Source organism: Meiothermus hypogaeus, from assembly GCF_003574035.1.
GTDB classification, from domain to species: domain Bacteria; phylum Deinococcota; class Deinococci; order Deinococcales; family Thermaceae; genus Meiothermus; species Meiothermus hypogaeus.
This window is the reverse complement of sequence record NZ_QWKY01000036.1, coordinates 1-17,209: the sequence shown is the minus strand read 5'-3', so window position 1 is coordinate 17,209 and position 17,209 is coordinate 1. Positions and strand designations below refer to the sequence as shown.

Genomic DNA, 17,209 nt, shown 5'->3' with positions numbered 1-17,209 from the left:
CTATGGGCACACCTAAAGCCACTCTGTTTACCCTGGGGTGTTTGATTTTGGCTGGAAACCCCAGCCCGATTCGGGCACAAAACCAGGGTTTCCCCGCCCTGCTGGTGGGGGTCTGGCAGCAAACAGCAAGTTCTGCCGACGACTACACCAACACCGTAACGGGCGAGCGGTTCCGCCTGGGCAGTGGTTTTTCGGTCAAGCTGATTTTGCATGCCGATGGGCGCTACGCCTTGCAGCACTACACCCAGGGGGTGAGCTCGAGCTGCGCCCGCGTCAGCTACCTAGACGACTCGGTGGGAACCGCAACCGTTCAGGATAACCGGCTTGTCCTGCGGCCCAGCCAGCGCACCCTGACCATCGTCAACTGCACCACTCCCGGCAAGCGCACCCTGCCCAACAACCCCCTGGTGTTTAATGCCAGCCTCGAGTACTACGAGACCCTGATCAAGGAAGTCACCCTGAAGCTGGAACTCCAAGGGGGGCCCTTTCCCTTGAGTCTCAAGCTGTTGCAACTCGATCCCATGCTGGAGCTACCGCCGCCCGCCCAGCCCGAGGGTTTTCAACTGGGCCAGGATCCCCCCTACCGCGAACTGCTGGGTTTGTGGGCCGACGCCCAGGATTCCGATACGGGCTTTTATAACCCACAAACCGGGGCTTTTTACATTCCCAAATACAACGCAAGGGAAAACCGCTGGCTGCGCTTTGTGCCTGGTGGCTACGAACTGGCCAAGGTCTTTGAGGCTGCCAACACCGAGGGGGTTTGCAAAAAAGACCTGATCTACTACGAAAAGGGCGGCGCCCTCTTCCAGGTGTTGAACGTCAGCAACGATACCTACACGGGCGACGTGCGCTTCCAGGCCAGCGAGGCCCGCCTGATCGTCCAGGTTCGTGGCGAGGGCTGCGGCAGCTTTGCGGGGACCAAGCGCTACAACCTCAAACCCCTGACGGCTTATTACAAGTTTGGCTTTACCGAGTCGGTGGGGTTCCAGTTGGGCTGTGAGTGGCCCCAGCATCGGTGGCAGTTTGCGGTCTGCGTCAACCGTGCGGGCTGGAACAGCTATCGCAAGCGGCAGTAGGGGGAGGTCTTGGATGCGTGTTGGAATGCTCTTGGGTTTGATCGGGTTGGTGGCTTGCTCGAGCCCCCCCTCGGCACGCCCGCACTATGTGCTGGTCAGCCAGGCGGGCTCCAGCACCGTGGCGGTGATAGACCCCACGCAGGGTAAAACCATCCAGCACATCACGGTGGGCGGATTGCCGCACCGGATGATTCTGAGCCCGGATGGCCGCAAGGTGTATGTGGTGCTGGTGGGCTCGCAGGCGGTGGCCGAGGTAGACGTTCGCTCGTTGGCGGTAACCCGCACCTTCCTCACCGCTCCCGTGCCCGAAAGACGCGCCGACGGCACCCTCATCCAAGCCCACTTCGACCAGGACGCTTTCGCCCAGACCACCTGCTTTGCCTGCCACAACCCCGGCGGGGCCAAACCCTTCATTGTGGGTGAGCGGCCCGTGGGGATTGCGTTTTCCAGCGACTTCGGCAGGCTCTTCATCTCGCACATTCGCCAGGGCCAGCTAAGCGAGATTGACCTCGAAAGCGGGAAGGTCGTCCGGGCCGTAAACCTGCCGCCCTCCGGTTCGGCCAACGAGGCCGCCGATGTAGCCCGCGTGGGTTCCAAATTGGTGGTGGCCCTGCGCCCCCGCCAGCCCAGCACCGAAGCCAGCGCAGTACGCTGGCTGGACGAGCAAAACTGGCAACCCCTGGCCGAAGCCCCCACCGGCTCTGACCCTGCCTTTGTGTTGCCGCTGGAGGAGGGGGCTTTGGTCTCCAACTTCGAGTCCAACACCCTCAGCTTGCACGTGCCGGGTGCAGCCCCTCAACGCTTTACCGTCACACCGGGGCCGCTGGGGATGTTGCGGGTAGGGGAGGGGCAGGTTCTCTCGCTCAACTACTACTCCAACGCGGTTTCGCTGCTCGACCTGAAGACCGGCCAGAGCGAAAACCACCGGCTCGAGCTTGCGGGCACGACCTTTGTCAACCCCACCCACGCGGCCCTCTCGCCGGACAGACGCCTGGCCTACATCGTCAGCAGCGGCACCGAGGGCCGCCTGCTGGTATTCGATTTGAAAAGCGCCAGGGTTCTGCGGGCCATCCCGATTGATGGCCTTTCGTTTGATGTGGTGGTGGTCGAGCGGCTCTAGCGTTGGGAAGGGGCTTTGGAAGCCCCAGGAGGAAACCATGAAGAAGACCCTAGGTTTAGTAGCGTTGATGGGCTTTTTGGCGGCTTGTGGTGGCGAAAATAATAGTGGGGGCAACACTGCCCCCAGCGCCCCCAACACGGTGGCCGGCCTGGTGACCGATATTGGCTCCGGGGTGCGGCTTGCGGGCGTGACGGTGCGGGTGGTAGGCAGCAGCCGAACTGCCACTACCGACAACCGGGGCGAGTTCATCCTGCAAAACCTGCCTGCCGGTCTGGTCAAGCTGGACTTCGAGAAGGCGGGCTACGCCCCAGGGCACGGCATTGCTGAGTCCACCAGCAGCGCCCAAACGGTGGTGGTGGCCCTCAAGAAGGAGGGCACCGAGCAAGGCTACGACCCCACCCAGGCCCGCACCCTCTTCCAGCGCACCGAGGCCGGCCCCTATGCCGTCATCTTTCAGCCCAATAGCCTGGACACCACCGATACCAACCTGCGGGTGGTGGTCACGCCCCTGGACCCCACCAAGGAAGATACCGCCCTCCCCGGCGACCTGGTGGCCGGGGGAGCCAGCCCCACCCCGCTGGCTCCGGTGACCTTTGCCGAGTTCAGCATTCTGGACTCGCAGAACCGCCGCATCAACCTGAAACCCGGCTTCAGCGCTACTGTGGAACTGCCCATTCCTCCTGAACTGCGCAGCCGCTACCGGATAGGCGATAAGATTCACTGCTACGCCTACAACCCCCAGACCGGGCGCTGGGAAGACTTTGTGGAAGGCACGGTGGAGCGCTCGAGCGTGGACGGCACCACCCCGGTGCTGCGAGCCAGCATCCGGCACTTCTCCTGGTATGGCGGGGCCCCGGCGGTACAGGATCAGGAGTGTGTGGATGTCTATGTGTCCAACCGCTTTGGGCCGCTGGAAGGCGCAGTGGTTACGGCGCGTCCTGGGTTGCGGGCAGTAACCAACCGCAATGGACGAGCCTTTATCACTATAGAAAAGGGCGTGCCGGTCAACTTCACGGCCACTAAAACTTATACCGATACCTTTGTGGATAACAACGGCAATCTGATTCCAAAACCTGGCGCGAAGGTCATAGACATCGGCAAGGTCTACGAGGAGGACTTGATCGGCCTCGACGGCAAAAACTACAGCCGTACGCCGGGGCCGTGTCCGGGTGCTTCGGTGCAGTCGCTGCGGCCTGCCGCCACCAACCCCCTCCCGATTCGCGTGGCCCCCGCCCCGGAAGGTTTTTTCCAGGCCATCGCGCTATTGCAGCCGGGGGGTGTGGCTTTTGTGCAGCTCGAGAAGGGCATCCCCAATGCCGACGGCGACCTGGACAACGCCGAACCGGCCAGTGGCGCCCAGATCATCATCAGCGATAACACCGGTAAGACCGCGACTCTGAGTGAACTCGCACCGGGCAGCGGGGCGTATTTTGCGAATAACTTCACCGTCGAACCTGGCAAACGTTACACCCTGAACATCGACGCTGACGGTAACGGCAGCGTGGATGGCAGCGGATCGGCCTTTGCGGTGGGCAACGTGGCCTGGAGCAACCTGTCGAACGGCGGGAGCTACAGTGCCTCCAGCCTGACCGCCACCTGGAGCGATAGTGCCGCCGCCCAGCCCGGCTACAATGTCTTGTATCAGGTCTATTTCCAGCGCAACGGCGGCTCTGGGGTTTCCGACCTCGCTTTTTACATGGGCTCGGAGCGCAGCTTCCAGCCCCGTGCCCAGACCAACCCACCCACCCCGCTGGCAGCGGGCACCTATACCGTCACGCTCAATGCGTTTAGCGGTGCGTTCAGCGGTGGCGACCTCGACATCACCGACAACATCACCGGCGTGGGGATGCAGGGCCAGATATACAGTGTTCAGCCGGTCAACCCCATCACCATCACCCTCACGGCGCCGTAAACTGAGGGACGAAAGCCAAAGGCATAGGGCTTTGCAATGACCTGGGGCTGCCCGCCGCTTATTGCAGCAAGGTGGGTTCGCCCAGGTAACGGGAGAGGATGTTTTGTGAGAAAGTTTGTACCGCTTATCTGGGTGTTTGCTGCCCTAGCCCTGGCCAACCTGCGCCGTGCCCTGAACGCAGCGGCGGGGCCGGGCAGCCTGCGCCTGATGGAGACCCAGCCCGAGTACAAGGACGCCGCCACCGCCAGCCGCAATGCTGCTTTGGCAGCCGTGATCGGCGAGCCTCAGCTGGCCCTGGGGCTTTTGCTGCGGGCCCAGCAGCTCGAGCCGCGCAACCCCGCCCACCTGGTTAACCTTCAGGCTCGGCCCTTGAACTCACAGTAGGTCTCGCGGGATGTGGCTTCCAGCAAATCCATGCGAATATCGGCGGGCGAGAGGTAGTAGACGGGCGGATGGCTGGTTTCCAGCACCCGGTAAGCCCGGTTGCTATCGGCAATAATCAACTCGCCCAACCGAACCTGGATGCGCCGCGAAGTAGGCTCACAGCGCGGGGGGCGGGGATAATCCCAAACCGATTCCATACTCAGGGTTGTTTTTTGTGCAGGGCCTCGAGGAAGGCCCAGATGGCGTATTCCATGTCTTCAATGGCCTTTTTGCTACCCGTCACCAGCAGGGGAGAGGCGTTGCCGTCATATAAAAGCAAGATCCGGATGGGAAATAGAAAATAAGAAACGAAAGCAATCAGGGCAAGCGCAAAAGCGCCGTACTCCAGTGCTTGCGGGCTGATTTTCAGAAGCTGGGGGATATTGAGCCAGCCCAGCCAGCGCAGCCCCAGGCTGGCCAGCCCCACAAACAAGCCCACAAAGGCAAAAGCCAAAAGCCAGTCTCGCATCTGGTAGGTGAGCTCGAGCCGGGTTACCAGCGGAAGGTGAATGCGGATCGTGACCGTGCCGTTGTTAAAGCACAGCCAGCCGGTTTCGATAGAGGCATCACGAAAACGGGAACTGCCAGCGGAATAGCGATGAGGCAAGGTGATTTTCTGCATGTAAGCTCCTTGAAGGGCAGGCCTGTTTGTTTACGGACGGGCGCTGAACACAGGCATATTTTTGCACGAAAAATGCGCTTTTTTGAGCCAAGGCGGCTAAATGAATGTTGTTATGCAAATAAGCTGCCTCGGATGAGCTACAATTTTTTCGATGATTTGGGCCTTCAATCGCTTTTTTGCGGGCCGTCCGGTGGCGCAGGTGGTTGTGCTGCTCACAGCACTCAACCTGCTGACGGTGCTGGGATTTACCTTGCTGGTTCCGGCCCGCCCGCTCGAGGTGCCCACCATTCTTCCCTGGCAAGACCCCGCCCAGACCGCCTGGCGCCTGGGGGCGGCGGTGGCTTTGTTGGGGGTGGTTATGTGGGCCGTGCGTCCGGGGCAACGTCGGGCCTGGGAGTTTGGGGTCTTGATCGGGATTGGGGTAGCGGTAGTGGCCTGGCTGAGCCAGAACTACCTTCCTTTCCTGGCCCTGGGACTGATACCAGTGGTGGCCCGCTACTGGCTGCCGCTGTGGGCTGTGCTGTTGATTGTGCTGGGGTTGGGCGGCCTGTCGGTGTGGTGGGCCCAGCAAGAACCGCTGCAAATCACCTTCGAGATTCTGCTGACCCAGGGGCCCCAGGGCAATACCGCCTGGAGCGCTTTGCCCACCCCCGCCGAATACCCCAACCTGAACCTGGCCTTCTTCATCTTCATTGCCTTTTTGTATTCGGGCTATGCGCTTTTCACCCTCGAGCTGCTCGTGCGGGAGACCAAAGCCCGGGAGGAGCTCGAGCGCACCCGCCGGGAGCTCGAGCAGACCTCGCGCCAGGCCGGGGTGCTGGAGGAGCGCCAGCGCCTGGCCCGCGAGATTCACGACACCCTGGCCCAGGGCTTTGCCAGCATCGTGGTGCAGCTCGAGGCCGCCGAGATGGCCGCCCAAAACGAGACTTCGGCCGGACGCTACCTGGAGCAAGCCCGCATTGCTGCCCGCGAAGGCCTGTCGGAGGCCCGCCGCATGGTCTGGGCCATGCGCCCGGAAATCCTGGAGAACACCTCGCTGCCCGAAGCGCTGGGTCGCCTGCTCCAGCGCTGGCAGGAGGAGAGTGGGGTCAGGGCCCAGTTCACCCTGACCGGCGAACCTCGCCCGCTGCACCCCGAGCTCGAGGTCGGCCTTTTGCGCATCGCCCAGGAGGCTTTGAACAATATCCGCAAGCATTCCAAAGCCCGGCATGCCAACCTGACCCTTTCGTACCTGGACGACATGGTACTGATGGACGTACAAGACGATGGGGTAGGCCTGCAACCGCCCATCTCGGGTAGCTTTGGCCTACGCTCCATGCGCGAGCGGGTCGAAGCGCTGGGAGGACACATGACGGTGGAAAGCGAACCCGGACAGGGCACCACCCTGGCCTTTAGTCTGCCCCTGTACCGGGTAGAGCAAGCAAGGGTGGAGATCTCATGACAGGCTTGGCAACCATTCGAATTCTGCTGGTAGATGATCATCCTGTGGTGCGGGCGGGCCTTTCGGGGTTGCTTTCCTCCCAGCCCGACCTTGAAGTGGTAGGCGAAGCTTCGAACGGCCTGGAGGCACTTGATCTGCTGGAGAAGCAGAAGCCGGATGTGATACTGATGGATTTACGTATGCCCCAGATGGACGGGGTAAGCGCCATCCGCCAGATCCGGGCCAAATTCCCCAAAGTTCAGGTTCTGGTACTCACTACCTACGACACCGATTCCGAGATTGTTCGGGCGGTCGAGGCGGGGGCTACGGGCTATTTGCTCAAGGACGTACCCCGCGAGGAACTCTTCCGGGCGGTTCGGCTTTGTGCCCGGGGCGAAGCTGTGCTTTCTCCCCCCATCGCTGCCCGCCTGCTGGGCCGGATGCGCGGCCCCGCCGAAGAAAACCTTTCCGTGCGCGAGCTCGAGGTGCTCTCGCTGGTAGCCAGGGGTCTTTCCAACAAAGAGATTGCCCGCAAACTCAAAATCAGCGAGGCCACCGTCAAGACCCACCTGCTGCACACTTTTGGTAAGTTGGGGGTGGATGACCGCACCGCGGCGGTCACGGTAGCGCTGGAAAGAGGTATTCTCCGGCTGGAGAGTTGAAGCAAGCTGTGCGATACCAGATTCGGTTGATTGGTTACCGAACGATTCAAGGAATCAACCCGACCGAAATTACCCGCGTAGCGGAGGGCGATAGCGCCCCTGGGGTTTTTGCCTTCTTTGAATCCGGTACGATACACCCCCTGACCAAAAACAGTTATTGTAAAGCTATGGGCCCCGGCATTCTAAGGTTCATGCGTTACCTCATTCCAGCAGGCATTGGTTTACTGGTCGCGCTGGGCGACCTGGGCAATGTGGACTTGCTCTTCGCTGGAACCCTGCTGCTCCTGATGGGTTTTTTGGTGGGGTGGTGGTGGCCGCGGCAATGGTGGCTTAGTGGGCTCTTGATGGGCGGCATTCTGCCCCTGGTACAGCTGTGGGCTACGGTGGCCCGGTTTCCCATGCCCTACGTGCCCGACCCTCTACAGGGCGTGTTGCTGCTCATACCAGCCCTGCTAATGGCGGGGTTTGGGGCTGTTGTGCACCAGAAAACCCCTTATACGCCAGCCGCGCTGCGTGCACGCCTGCGCCGGGCGCAACAGGCCGACTATCACGATTACGAGCAACCCTAGGCCACTTCAGCCGCCTTGCGAACCTCGCGCACAAATTGCTGGGTTTTGTCGTCCAGATCGTGTACAGCCCAGGGGACGGTTTTGGCCCCCGGCCAGCGGTCGAACATGGTATCCAGCCATTGTAACAAAAGGTCGGCGGTCATGGGGCCCGAAGACTGGTAATGGACGCTGGCATTGCTAAGGGTAACCTTGCCCAGGGCTTCGTAGTGGCTGGGGGAGGTGTGCTTGACCACAATACGAAAGGTATCGCCTGCGTCCTGCCCTACACACTCGAGGACCTGCTCTTCGGCCAGGTTGTTGATTTTATGTAGCGTGATCATGCCCCTATGGTACGAGGCTGCGCCGCCAGTTTCCAGTGCCATTTGTCCGCAATACAGATTGCCTGCCACAAGCAGAACACCCAGGCGACACCGCGCCTGTGTCGGCGGTTCCAGGCTCCACTGCACAGCACCCAGGGGGCGGTTTGGCGCACTGGCTTACCCCTTTACCACGATGTTCAGCAGTTTGCCCGGAATGTAGATTTCTTTGACTACTTCTTTGCCCTCGAGGTGCTGCTGTACGTTGGGAATCTCCCGCGCGCGCCGCTTAATTTCTTCTTCGCTGGCCTGTGCACTAACGGTTGTTTTGCCGCGCACCCTGCCGCTAACCTGAACGACCAGCTCAAAGCTATCGGCCACCAGCGCAGCCTCATCTACCTGTGGCCAAAGAGCACTAAATACCGAAGAGTTGTGGAACTCGTGCCAGAGCTCCTCGGCCAGGTGGGGGGCGAAGGGGGCCAGCATCTGCAAGTAGCAGAGCACCGCGTGGCGATAGACCGGGGTGATGCCCTGCTCCTTGCGGTAGTCGCTCAAGGTGTTGAGCAGTTCCATCAGGGCCGCGATGGCGGTGTTGAAGCGCAGGGCCTCGAGGTCCTCGGTCACTTTCTTGATGGTCTGGTGCAGCTTTTGGTAGAGGCCCTTGTGGGTCCCTTCTAGCGCAGAGGGCTCGTACAGGTCGCTTTGGGCCTTAAGCTCCATCCGGTGCTCGGCTACCATGCGGTAGACCCGGTTCAGGTAGCGCCATGCGCCCTGTACCCCCTCTTCCGTCCAGATCATCTCGTTTTCGGGTGGAGCGGCAAACAGGATGGTAATGCGGGCGATGTCGGCACCCTGCTCTTTCACGAAGGGCCCTACCATCACCCCGTTGCCCAGGCTTTTGGACATGGTGGCGGCCTTCCAGAAGTGGGTGGTGCCGTCTTCGTGGGTGCGAAGTTCTGCACCCGATTTTCGAGCCTCTTCCAGCGTGAGGGTCTCGGGGATTTCCAGCTTGGCCCGCCGCTCGGGGTTTTTGAAGTGGATGATATCGCCCCGGACTTCCACTTCGCCTACGTCCGTCCAGCCCTGCACCATGCCCTGGGTGAACAGGCCTTCGAAGGGCTCCTCGGCCTCGACCATCCCCAGGTCGTGCAAAAACTTGGTGAAAAAGCGGCTATACAGCAGATGCAAAATGGCGTGCTCAATCCCGCCGATGTACTGGTCTACCGGCATCCAGAAGTTGGCCTTCTCGGGGTCGAAGGGCAGCTCGGGGTTTTGGGCATCGGCATAGCGCAGGAAGTACCAGGACGAGTCAATAAAGGTGTCCATGGTATCGGTGTCGCGCCGGGCCTTGCCGCCGCACTTCGGGCAGGTGCATTCATAAAACTCGGGGTGGGCCGCCAGGGGGCTTTTGCCCTTGGGGCGAATGTCGTCTACATCGCGCAGGGTGGGCAGCTCGACCGGCAGTTGCTCGTAGGGTACCGGTACGATGCCGCAGCTTTCGCAGTGGATCATGGGGATGGGGGTGCCCCAGTAGCGCTGGCGGCTAATCAGCCAGTCGCGCAGGCGGTAGTTGACCTTGCCCTCGCCTATGCCTTTTTCTTCCATCCAGGCGATTATTTTTTTCTTGGCTTCCTCCACATTGAGCCCATTCAGGAAGCCCGAGTTGATGGCTGGCCCGTCTTCGGTGTAGGCCTTGCCCTGCCAGCCCGCCGGGGGCTCGACGGTACGGATAATTTCCAGGCCGAATTTCTCGGCAAACTCCCAGTCGCGCTCGTCCTGCCCCGGCACGGCCATAATGGCCCCGGTGCCGTAGCCCGAGAGCACATAATCGGCAATCCAGACCGGAATCTCCTTGCCGTTGGCCGGGTTGATGGCGTAAGCCCCGGTAAAGACCCCGGTCTTCTCACGGTCTTCCATCTGCCGCTCGACCTCGCTCTTCATCCGGGTGGCAGCTACATAGCTGTCTACAGCGGCCTTCTGCTCGGGCGTGGTGATGAGCGGCACCAGCTCGTGCTCGGGGGCCAGCACCATGAAGGTGGCGCCAAAAATGGTGTCGGGACGGGTCGAGAAAACCCTGATCCTGGCCTCGTGCCCTTTGACCGGGAAGTCGAACTCGGCCCCAGTGCTCTTGCCAATCCAGGCCCGCTGCATGGCCTTGACCTTTTCGGGCCAGCGGGGCAGTTTGTCCAGGTCGTTCAACAAGCGTTCAGCATAGTCGGTGATTTTGAGATACCACTGCTCGAGCTCCCGCTTCTCTACGAGCGCTCCGCTGCGCCAGCCCCGGCCGTCAATGACCTGCTCGTTGGCCAGTACGCTCTGTTCGACCGGATCCCAGTTGACAAAGCTCTTTTTACGATAGGCCAGGCCGCGTTCGTACATCTTCAGGAAGATCCACTGGTTCCATTTGTAATAGTCGGGCGTGCAGGTAGTAACCTCGCGGCTCCAGTCGTACTGAATGCCCATCAGGGCCAGCGATTCTTTCGACTGTTTGATGTTGCCAAAGGTCCAGTCGGAAGGGCTTACCCCAAACTTCAAGGCGGCGTTTTCTGCCGGCAGCCCAAAGGCATCCCAGCCGAACGGGTGCAGCACGCTATAACCCTGCTGTACCCGGAAACGGGCCAGGGCATCGCCCATGGTGTAGTTCTTGAGGTGGCCCATGTGCAAGTCGCCCGAGGGGTAGGGAAACATCACCAGGATGTAGGCTTTTTTGCCGCCTTTGCTCTCGGTTGCCTTCAGAAGCCCAATCTGCTCCCAGTACTTTTGCCATTTGGGCTCGAGCTCGTGGGGGTTGTATTTGTCGGTTGTGACCATTGTTCAATTCTCCACTTCTTGACAGGCCATTGTATTGGTTAGGAGTTTGAAAAAGGAAACGAGGGGCCAAAGTCTGGTGACCGGTGTCTTGTGGGGTAGTCCCTGGAGGTCAATAAAAACCCCCTTCAGCACTGAAGGGGGAGCCTCCCAAACACGGGCCTCCCCTAAGGTAGTTCTAGGTGGATGAACCACTGCATGGTTTCATAATAGCATGTGTGGTAAGACAAAAGACCCTTGCGGTAGCCCCTGCCCGATGGGCATTTGGGGTTGCAGGGTTCCTAGTTTGACCCGCGAAGAATTCTGAAGAAGCGGGCGAATCGCTTAACGCTATCGCCTAAAGCAAAGTTCGGGACTAAATTTTGCTGCGTAACGTTATAAAAAATCTAGAAAGCATGTTCATATTTGGATGATCACCTCTATATACTCTGCATAAACTATTATTTAGTCATCGTTGACTTTAGAAAGGATCGCATTGATGCACAACCGTCTGCCTTCCAGGACTTACCCACAGCCAGAGCCAGGTCTGGTGTATCAGGCTATTCTGGTGATGGACTCCAGGAACGTGCGCACGTCCCTGCGGCGTCAGGCCCAACTCAGGTCGAACTGGTCGCAGCTCTACCATGCCGGGCCTTACCACGTGGATCTGAGCCTCAAGTGGGAGGAGTGCGGGCCTCGTCTGGTGGGGCAGGTGATCTCGAGGGAACGAATTTCTTTTGAACAAGCCCGGGTCTATTTGAAACAGGATGCAGTGCAGATACAAATACCCCTGGATCTGTCGGGGCGTTTTAGCCTGCAACTGGGGCCAGCAGACCATTGCGATCTGGAAATACATATTCAGGGTGAAGTGGTTTGTCTGGACGGGCTTAGGTTGAGTTAGAGCCCAATACGCAACAACTGGCCGGGTGGCGGGGGTTTGCTAAAACTCCCGTATGCTTTTTATATGCAAATAGCCTTGCTGGGTTTGGGACTGATGGGCCGCCCCATGGCCCGGGTGCTGCTGGCCAGGGGGTTTGGGGTCAGCGGATGGAACCGCAGCATCCTGAGCCCTGAGCTGGTGGAGGGGATTCCCTTGCTTGGTACGCTGGAGGAGGCTGCGAAGGCCGAGGTGCTGTTGCTGATGCTGGCGGACTCGGTGGCGGTAAATGCTGTGCTAGAACAGCTCGAGCCCCATCTACGTCCCGGCCAGGTGGTGCTCGATATGGGTTCGTCCGACCCTGCGTATTCCAAGCTCCATGCCGAGCGGCTTAAATCCAGAGGCGTCGGCTGGGTGGATGCCCCCGTTTCGGGTGGGCCGGAGGGGGCACGGAGCGCCACGCTGGCCATCATGGCCGGGGGTGACCCGACCAACTATGCGCGGGTTCTGCCCATCCTGGAAGCCTTGGGAAGGCCCACCTACGTGGGCGAGGCCGGCGCGGGCCATACCGTCAAGGTCATCAACCAGCTCATGGTGGGCCTGTACATCGAGGCAGTAGCCGAGGCGCTGCTCCTGGCAGAACGCCAAGGCCTCGAGCCCCGCAAGGTTCAGGAGGCCCTCCAGGGCGGGTTTGCCGACTCAAAGGTCTTGCAAATTCACGGCACCCGCATGATCGAGCGCCGGTTTGTGCCGGGGGCGCGGGTCAAGACCCAGCTCAAGGACTTGCGCCTGGCCCAGAAGCTGGCCCAGCAAGCGGGCCTGAATCTACCCCATCTGGAAAGCACCCTGGGGTTTTATGCCGAACTCGAGGCTCTGGGCGACGGCGACCTCGACCATTCCGCCTTGTTCAAGCGGTTGGAATCCAGGTGAGTGCTGGTTTTGCATCAGCCCCTTGTCGTTCGTTACCGTGCCCGAGGCCTGACTGCCTTGGTTCAGCAGACCTATGGCCAGCGCAAAAAAACCACCCCCGAGCTTTATGTGGGGGTGGCCCTGTCACTCAATAAAGGTAGATTTGTTCTAGCGTTGGGCAGTTGTTTGAACCTGTACCCCCCGTTGCAAGAACTCGTTGGTGTAAAAAGCCGTGGCGGGCAGGTCGGTGCGGACGCGCCCGGTCTGCTTCAGCAGGTTGAGGCCGCTCTGCCAGCCCTGGGGGTTGGAGAAGCCCAGACCGTTCTGGCGGGTATAGGGCGACTGGTAGAGTCTTAGCGAGACCTCGAGCACCCGCAAGCGGTCCTCGCCCAGGTTCTGCACGTACTTTCTGGAAGCCTCGAAGGCTTTGCGCGGTTCACGCAGGGTCAGGGCCATGGCCTCCTGGGTGGCCTGCACAAAGCGACGGGCCAGCTCGGCGTTTTCCAGCACGCGGTCGGTGGAGATGACCCCTACCCCCGGCGAAAGGTTGTAGGGGCCAGCCGGAATCACGTTAAGTTTGATGCCCCGCGCCTCCAGCACAATGGGCTCGTTGTTGATAAAGCCGATGGCCACATCTACCCGCCCGGTCACGATGGCCTCGGCCTGGGTAAAGCCAATTTGTTCAATTTTTACATCCGACTCACGCAGACCTGCAGCCCGCAGCATGGCCTGGAGTGAGGTGTAGGAGGTGCCAAACAGCCCCGGTATGCCGATGGTCTTACCCTTGAGGTCGCGCACCGAGGTGATATTTTTTTCGGCCCGCGAGAAAAGGGCGTTAGGTACGCTTTGGTAAAGGGCCAGCACGTACTTGAGCGGGGTTCCCTGGGCCCGCAGGGCGATGACATCCTCGGCGTCGGCCACCACAAAGTCGAGCCGACCCTGGGCTAACAGCGGGTAGAGCTCCGAGGCAAAACCGTGCTGAAACTCCACCTCGAGGCCCCGCCTGGCATAAAGCCCCTCGACCACCCCAGCATAGAACGGCGCAAACTGCACATCGGGCAGGTAACCCAGCCCCACCCGTACCTTTTGCGTTTGTGCCATTCCAAGCGACAACAAGACTGCCAGCAAAACAACCAACTTTTTCATTGCACTCCTCAACACACCGTGCTACCCACACATCGCCAGGGCAGGCACGAACTGCCTCTGGTCAAGCGCCTGTTGCCCAAGCTGTGATTGAGGATTTACGAGGTATTACCCACTTTACTCGCCCAGGCACAGGGGCACCCGGGCTTCACTCCTTCTCCCATCCGGACTGTAACCGTCGGCCTGCGATTTACACGCAATCGGGCCTGGATGTGTGGCAGATTTCCAGGCTTCGCGGGCTTGGGCACAGTGCCCTCACCGCCGGTGGGGAATTTCACCCCGCCCTGAAGGAATTGGGCCAACCGGCCCGATGTCAGTTTAGCCACAAAAGCGGGGCTTGCAAAGTGAAGCAGGCTGGATTTTGATGGATAAATGCGCCTGGAACTGGAAAGCCTGCTGGCCCTGGCCGACGAGAGGGTATTGGAGCGGGGCAAGACCCTTTTTTTGCGTGGGGCCGTGCTCGAGGCCGCCCGCAGCCGGAACCGCTTGCAAGCGCGGGTGCAGGGAAGCGCACCATTTCCCTACCGGGTCGAGATTGACCTGAACAAAGGCGAGTGGCGCTGTTCGTGCCCCTACACTTGGGGGCCGGTGTGCAAGCACCTGGTCGCCGTAGCCTTCGCGGCCCTGGAAGCCCCCGAAATCTTCGCCCGGAAAAAGCTGGGCAGAAGCACGCCGGTAAACTTGAAGCCCCTGCTCGAGCTCTCCGACGACGAGCTGCTGCGCTTTTTGTGGCAACTTGCCGAGGAGCGCCCCGAGCTTATGGAAGAGTTTGCTTATAACCTGATGCAGCGCTACGAATAATCAGAGCTAGCTTCGACGCTAAACGGCGGCAAACCCACCGGGCCGGCGTGAACCGCGCAGCGTAGGCCAATACCGCCCTGAAATGCGAGACGCTTTCTTCTGTCAGGAAGGGGTGTACCCCAAAGCGACAACCCTGCTGCTGAGTATTGGCAGGCCCTGCTCTACTTTCGCCGGTAGCGGAGCACATAGCTTTCCAGCAGGGCTACCAGCCCGTACAGCGAGATGCCCAGCAGCACCGTAACGGCCACTGCCGAGAAGGCATTGGCGTAGTTGAAGTTGCGCTGCTCGGTCTGGGCCAGGTGGCCCAGGCCCCCACCCCCCAGCACAAACTCGGCTACCACTGCCCCAATCAGGGCCAGCGAGACCGTCAGGCGCAGGCCGCCCAGGATGACCGGCAGGGCCCCGGGAAACTCGAGCTTCCAAAACACCCCCCAGGCCGTAGCCCCGATGGTCTGGAAGACCTCGCGGTAGGTGCGGTCTACCTCGCGCACCCCCACCATAGCCGAGACCAGCACCGGAAAAATGGAGATCAGGGTGGCAATGGTCACTTTGGAACCCAGCCCATAGCCAAACCAGATGATCAGCAACGGTGCCACAATGATGGTCGGAACCGCCTGCAAGGCCACGATGAAGGGGGAGAGCAGCCGCTCCAGAGAGCGTTTTTGTCCCATGGCGTAGCCGATGGGCAACCCTATGGCCAGCGAGGCCAGAATGCCCAGCCCGGCAGTCTGGAGGGTGGCCAGGGCGTTTCGCACGAGCAAACCGCTGTTTTGCTGCATGGCCTGCCAGACTTCCAGGGGTGAGGGGACGAACACCGGCACCCGGGCCGCCATAATGCCCCAGGCCAGGAAGAACGCGGTCAAAAGCCCCAGCACGCCAAAAATTTCCCAGGGTGGGCGCAGGGGCTCAGGCGAGGGCTCGATGAAGGTAGAGTCGGCCACGCCCAGACGCTCACGCAGCTCGGCCTCGAGACCATCGGTAAATGCGGTAATGCGCCCCTCCCCCCGGGTTTCCAGAATGGCCTCGACTTTGCCGCCGGTCAGCACCACCACCCGGTCGGCCAGGTAGACCGCCTCGCGGATGCTGTGGGTGACAAACACAATGGTCTTGCCGGTGCGCTCGTGGAGTTGTTTGAGCTCGAGGTTGAAGCGCTCGCGCACCAGGGCGTCCAGGGCCGCGAAGGGCTCGTCCATCAAGAGCACCTCGGCGTCCTGGGCCAGGGCCCGGGCGATGGCCACGCGGGCCTTCATGCCCCCGGAAAGCTGGTGCGGGTAAAGCTTCAGGTAGGGCTTCATGCCCAGGTGGGTCTCGATTTTGCCCCGGCCCGTCAGCTCGATGGGTAGCCGGATGTTCTGCTCCACGGTGCGCCAGGGCAAGAGGCGGTAGTCCTGGAACACCATGGCAGGCTGGCCCACCACTTCCACCGTGCCCTGTTTGGCCTTGAGCAGTCCCGCCATCACCCGAAGCAAGGTACTTTTACCCCCGCCCGAGGGGCCGATGATGGCCACAAACTCGCCCTTGTGCACCTCGAGGTCTACCCCCTTCAGCACCTCCCGGCCCCCAAGCTCCACCGAAACCCCCGAGAGTCGGATGGCGGCAGGGGCCTGGGTGGGGGCCTGGGTCGGCACCGGGTGGCTCATAGTTCTAGCATACTGTTCTCAAGAGCCTCAACTGCATTGGGGCGCCCAAAGAGCGGGGCCAAAAATGTAATACCAGATTCGGTTGATTCGTTACCGTTCGGTAACGAATCAACAGGGCCGAAGTTATCCGCGTAGCGGAGGGCGATACCGCCCCTTGGAAGTTATCCGCGTAGCGGAGGGCGATACCGCCCCTTGGAAGGGAGACGCTTTCTTCGCCGACCGACAGTGAAGGGCCATCGGCCCCCGGCTAGCGCCGGTACTCAAGGGAGGGGTGTGCTCTAGGATTCAAAAAGACAGCCTCTGGTGTTTTTGGTTTTGTGAACTGTCTTTTTGAATCCGGTATAAACCCTCCGCTTCTCGAATAAAGACATCAGAGACCTGTTGTAGCTTTGCCTTACTCTGGGGGCCAAAAGCCACACACTCCGGGAGTGCTGGTTTGGCCTTCATATGGTGTCGCTCGAGCGGTCGGTCAGGGTTTTGGCTAGCACCGCGCCCACCAGCAGTATCCACATGGTCAGGTAAAAGCCGGCCAGTGCCAGTAAAAAACCGGCAATGGGGCCATAGATCAGCTCGTACTGAGTGCGGGGCAGCAGCAGCGGAAGCCCCAGGCGTACGCCCTCCCAGGCCAATGCAGCCAGCGTCGCGGCCGCCAGCGCGGCCAGCACCCGGGGGGTAGGAATCGGCAGTAGCATATAGGTCAGGAAAAAAAGCAAAAGCGCCCCCAGAATGGGCACCACCACCTCCACCCCGTTTCGTAAAAAGCTAAGCTCGGCGGGCAGGAAACGTAGTAAAAAGCCCATGGCCAGGCCCAGCAGGGCCAATAAAATCAGGGCCAGACCCAGCAGTAAGGGCGCCAGCAGGCCTGCAATGCGCCCCCGCATCACCTGCAGGAGTAGCCAGGCCTGTTGCAGCAGCCGGTGCAGGGGGTGGGGGTCGGGGGAGGCTGCTGCCG

General features: G+C 60.8%; 17 protein-coding genes and 1 riboswitch. Of the genes, 10 read left to right on the top strand and 7 right to left on the bottom strand.

The window, feature by feature from the left end:
- Window positions 1-2: 2 nt before the first annotated feature.
- The 4 genes from Mhypo_RS10350 (at window position 3) to Mhypo_RS10335 (ending at window position 4,492) form a co-directional block, all read left to right on the top strand.
- On the top strand, window positions 3-1,076 hold the full coding sequence (locus tag Mhypo_RS10350) for a hypothetical protein (RefSeq protein ID WP_119341220.1): 1,074 nt from the start codon (window positions 3-5) through the stop codon (window positions 1,074-1,076).
- Window positions 1,077-1,089: 13 nt separating this feature from the next.
- The gene (locus tag Mhypo_RS10345) at window positions 1,090-2,196 is read left to right on the top strand and encodes a YncE family protein (protein ID WP_147075300.1); all 1,107 of its coding nucleotides are present in this window, start codon (window positions 1,090-1,092) and stop codon (window positions 2,194-2,196) included.
- A gap of 37 nt (window positions 2,197-2,233) precedes the next feature.
- A complete protein-coding gene (locus Mhypo_RS10340; protein WP_119341218.1) occupies window positions 2,234-4,108 on the top strand; it encodes a DUF4249 family protein in 1,875 nt (624 codons plus the stop codon).
- Between the two features lie 105 nt (window positions 4,109-4,213).
- Window positions 4,214-4,492 carry a hypothetical protein gene (locus Mhypo_RS10335; protein WP_119341217.1) on the top strand — a complete coding sequence of 93 codons (279 nt, stop codon included), beginning with the start codon at window positions 4,214-4,216 and terminating at the stop codon, window positions 4,490-4,492.
- Here Mhypo_RS10335 and Mhypo_RS10330 read toward each other — a convergent pair.
- Together Mhypo_RS10330 and Mhypo_RS10325 are read right to left on the bottom strand one after the other, a co-directional pair.
- Window positions 4,465-4,689: a DUF427 domain-containing protein gene (locus tag Mhypo_RS10330; protein WP_119341216.1), complete on the bottom strand. Its 225-nt coding sequence runs from the start codon at window positions 4,687-4,689 to the stop codon at window positions 4,465-4,467. The genes Mhypo_RS10335 and Mhypo_RS10330 overlap by 28 nt on opposite strands.
- 2 nt (window positions 4,690-4,691) lie before the next feature.
- Entirely contained in the window at window positions 4,692-5,153 is a 462-nt protein-coding gene (locus tag Mhypo_RS10325) for a hypothetical protein (RefSeq protein ID WP_119341215.1), read from the bottom strand.
- Window positions 5,154-5,304: 151 nt separating this feature from the next.
- Here Mhypo_RS10325 and Mhypo_RS10320 point away from each other — a divergent pair, with 151 nt between their 5' ends.
- From Mhypo_RS10320 to Mhypo_RS10310, 3 genes are all read left to right on the top strand, one after another.
- Entirely contained in the window at window positions 5,305-6,594 is a 1,290-nt protein-coding gene (locus Mhypo_RS10320) for a sensor histidine kinase (RefSeq protein WP_119341214.1), read from the top strand.
- Complete coding sequence (locus Mhypo_RS10315; RefSeq protein WP_119341213.1) at window positions 6,591-7,235, top strand: response regulator; 645 nt, start codon at window positions 6,591-6,593, stop codon at window positions 7,233-7,235. Before Mhypo_RS10320 ends, Mhypo_RS10315 begins: the two co-directional genes overlap by 4 nt.
- Window positions 7,236-7,426: 191 nt before the next feature.
- Window positions 7,427-7,804 carry a hypothetical protein gene (locus Mhypo_RS10310; protein WP_240637189.1) on the top strand — a complete coding sequence of 126 codons (378 nt, stop codon included), beginning with the start codon at window positions 7,427-7,429 and terminating at the stop codon, window positions 7,802-7,804.
- On the opposite strand, the gene Mhypo_RS10305 is transcribed toward Mhypo_RS10310, so the two are convergent.
- Together Mhypo_RS10305 and leuS are read right to left on the bottom strand one after the other, a co-directional pair.
- Complete coding sequence (locus Mhypo_RS10305) at window positions 7,801-8,124, bottom strand: hypothetical protein (RefSeq protein WP_119341212.1); 324 nt, start codon at window positions 8,122-8,124, stop codon at window positions 7,801-7,803. The genes Mhypo_RS10310 and Mhypo_RS10305 overlap by 4 nt on opposite strands.
- A gap of 156 nt (window positions 8,125-8,280) precedes the next feature.
- Window positions 8,281-10,911 (bottom strand): leucine--tRNA ligase, encoded by a 2,631-nt coding sequence (gene leuS, locus Mhypo_RS10300; RefSeq protein ID WP_119341211.1) that lies wholly within the window; start codon window positions 10,909-10,911, stop codon window positions 8,281-8,283.
- Between the two features lie 475 nt (window positions 10,912-11,386).
- Here leuS and Mhypo_RS10295 point away from each other — a divergent pair, with 475 nt between their 5' ends.
- Both Mhypo_RS10295 and Mhypo_RS10290 read left to right on the top strand, forming a co-directional pair.
- Window positions 11,387-11,788, top strand: a complete 402-nt coding sequence (locus Mhypo_RS10295; protein ID WP_147075299.1) for a hypothetical protein — start codon at window positions 11,387-11,389, stop codon at window positions 11,786-11,788.
- A 63-nt stretch (window positions 11,789-11,851) separates the two neighbouring features.
- Window positions 11,852-12,694, top strand: coding sequence for an NAD(P)-dependent oxidoreductase (locus Mhypo_RS10290; RefSeq protein WP_119341209.1), 843 nt, complete (start codon window positions 11,852-11,854; stop codon window positions 12,692-12,694).
- A gap of 147 nt (window positions 12,695-12,841) precedes the next feature.
- On the opposite strand, the gene Mhypo_RS10285 is transcribed toward Mhypo_RS10290, so the two are convergent.
- Entirely contained in the window at window positions 12,842-13,819 is a 978-nt protein-coding gene (locus Mhypo_RS10285; RefSeq protein ID WP_119341208.1) for an ABC transporter substrate-binding protein, read from the bottom strand.
- Between the two features lie 145 nt (window positions 13,820-13,964).
- A riboswitch (FMN riboswitch) is annotated at window positions 13,965-14,112 on the bottom strand.
- Window positions 14,113-14,188: 76 nt separating this feature from the next.
- Here Mhypo_RS10285 and Mhypo_RS10280 point away from each other — a divergent pair.
- Entirely contained in the window at window positions 14,189-14,617 is a 429-nt protein-coding gene (locus Mhypo_RS10280; RefSeq protein ID WP_119341207.1) for an SWIM zinc finger family protein, read from the top strand.
- A gap of 161 nt (window positions 14,618-14,778) precedes the next feature.
- Here Mhypo_RS10280 and Mhypo_RS10275 read toward each other — a convergent pair whose 3' ends face one another.
- Both Mhypo_RS10275 and Mhypo_RS10270 read right to left on the bottom strand, forming a co-directional pair.
- Window positions 14,779-16,257, bottom strand: coding sequence for an ABC transporter permease subunit (locus Mhypo_RS10275; protein ID WP_119341206.1), 1,479 nt, complete (start codon window positions 16,255-16,257; stop codon window positions 14,779-14,781).
- 443 nt (window positions 16,258-16,700) lie between these two features.
- On the bottom strand, window positions 16,701-17,209 hold a 509-nt coding region (locus tag Mhypo_RS10270), incomplete at its 5' end, for a YhjD/YihY/BrkB family envelope integrity protein (protein WP_240637188.1).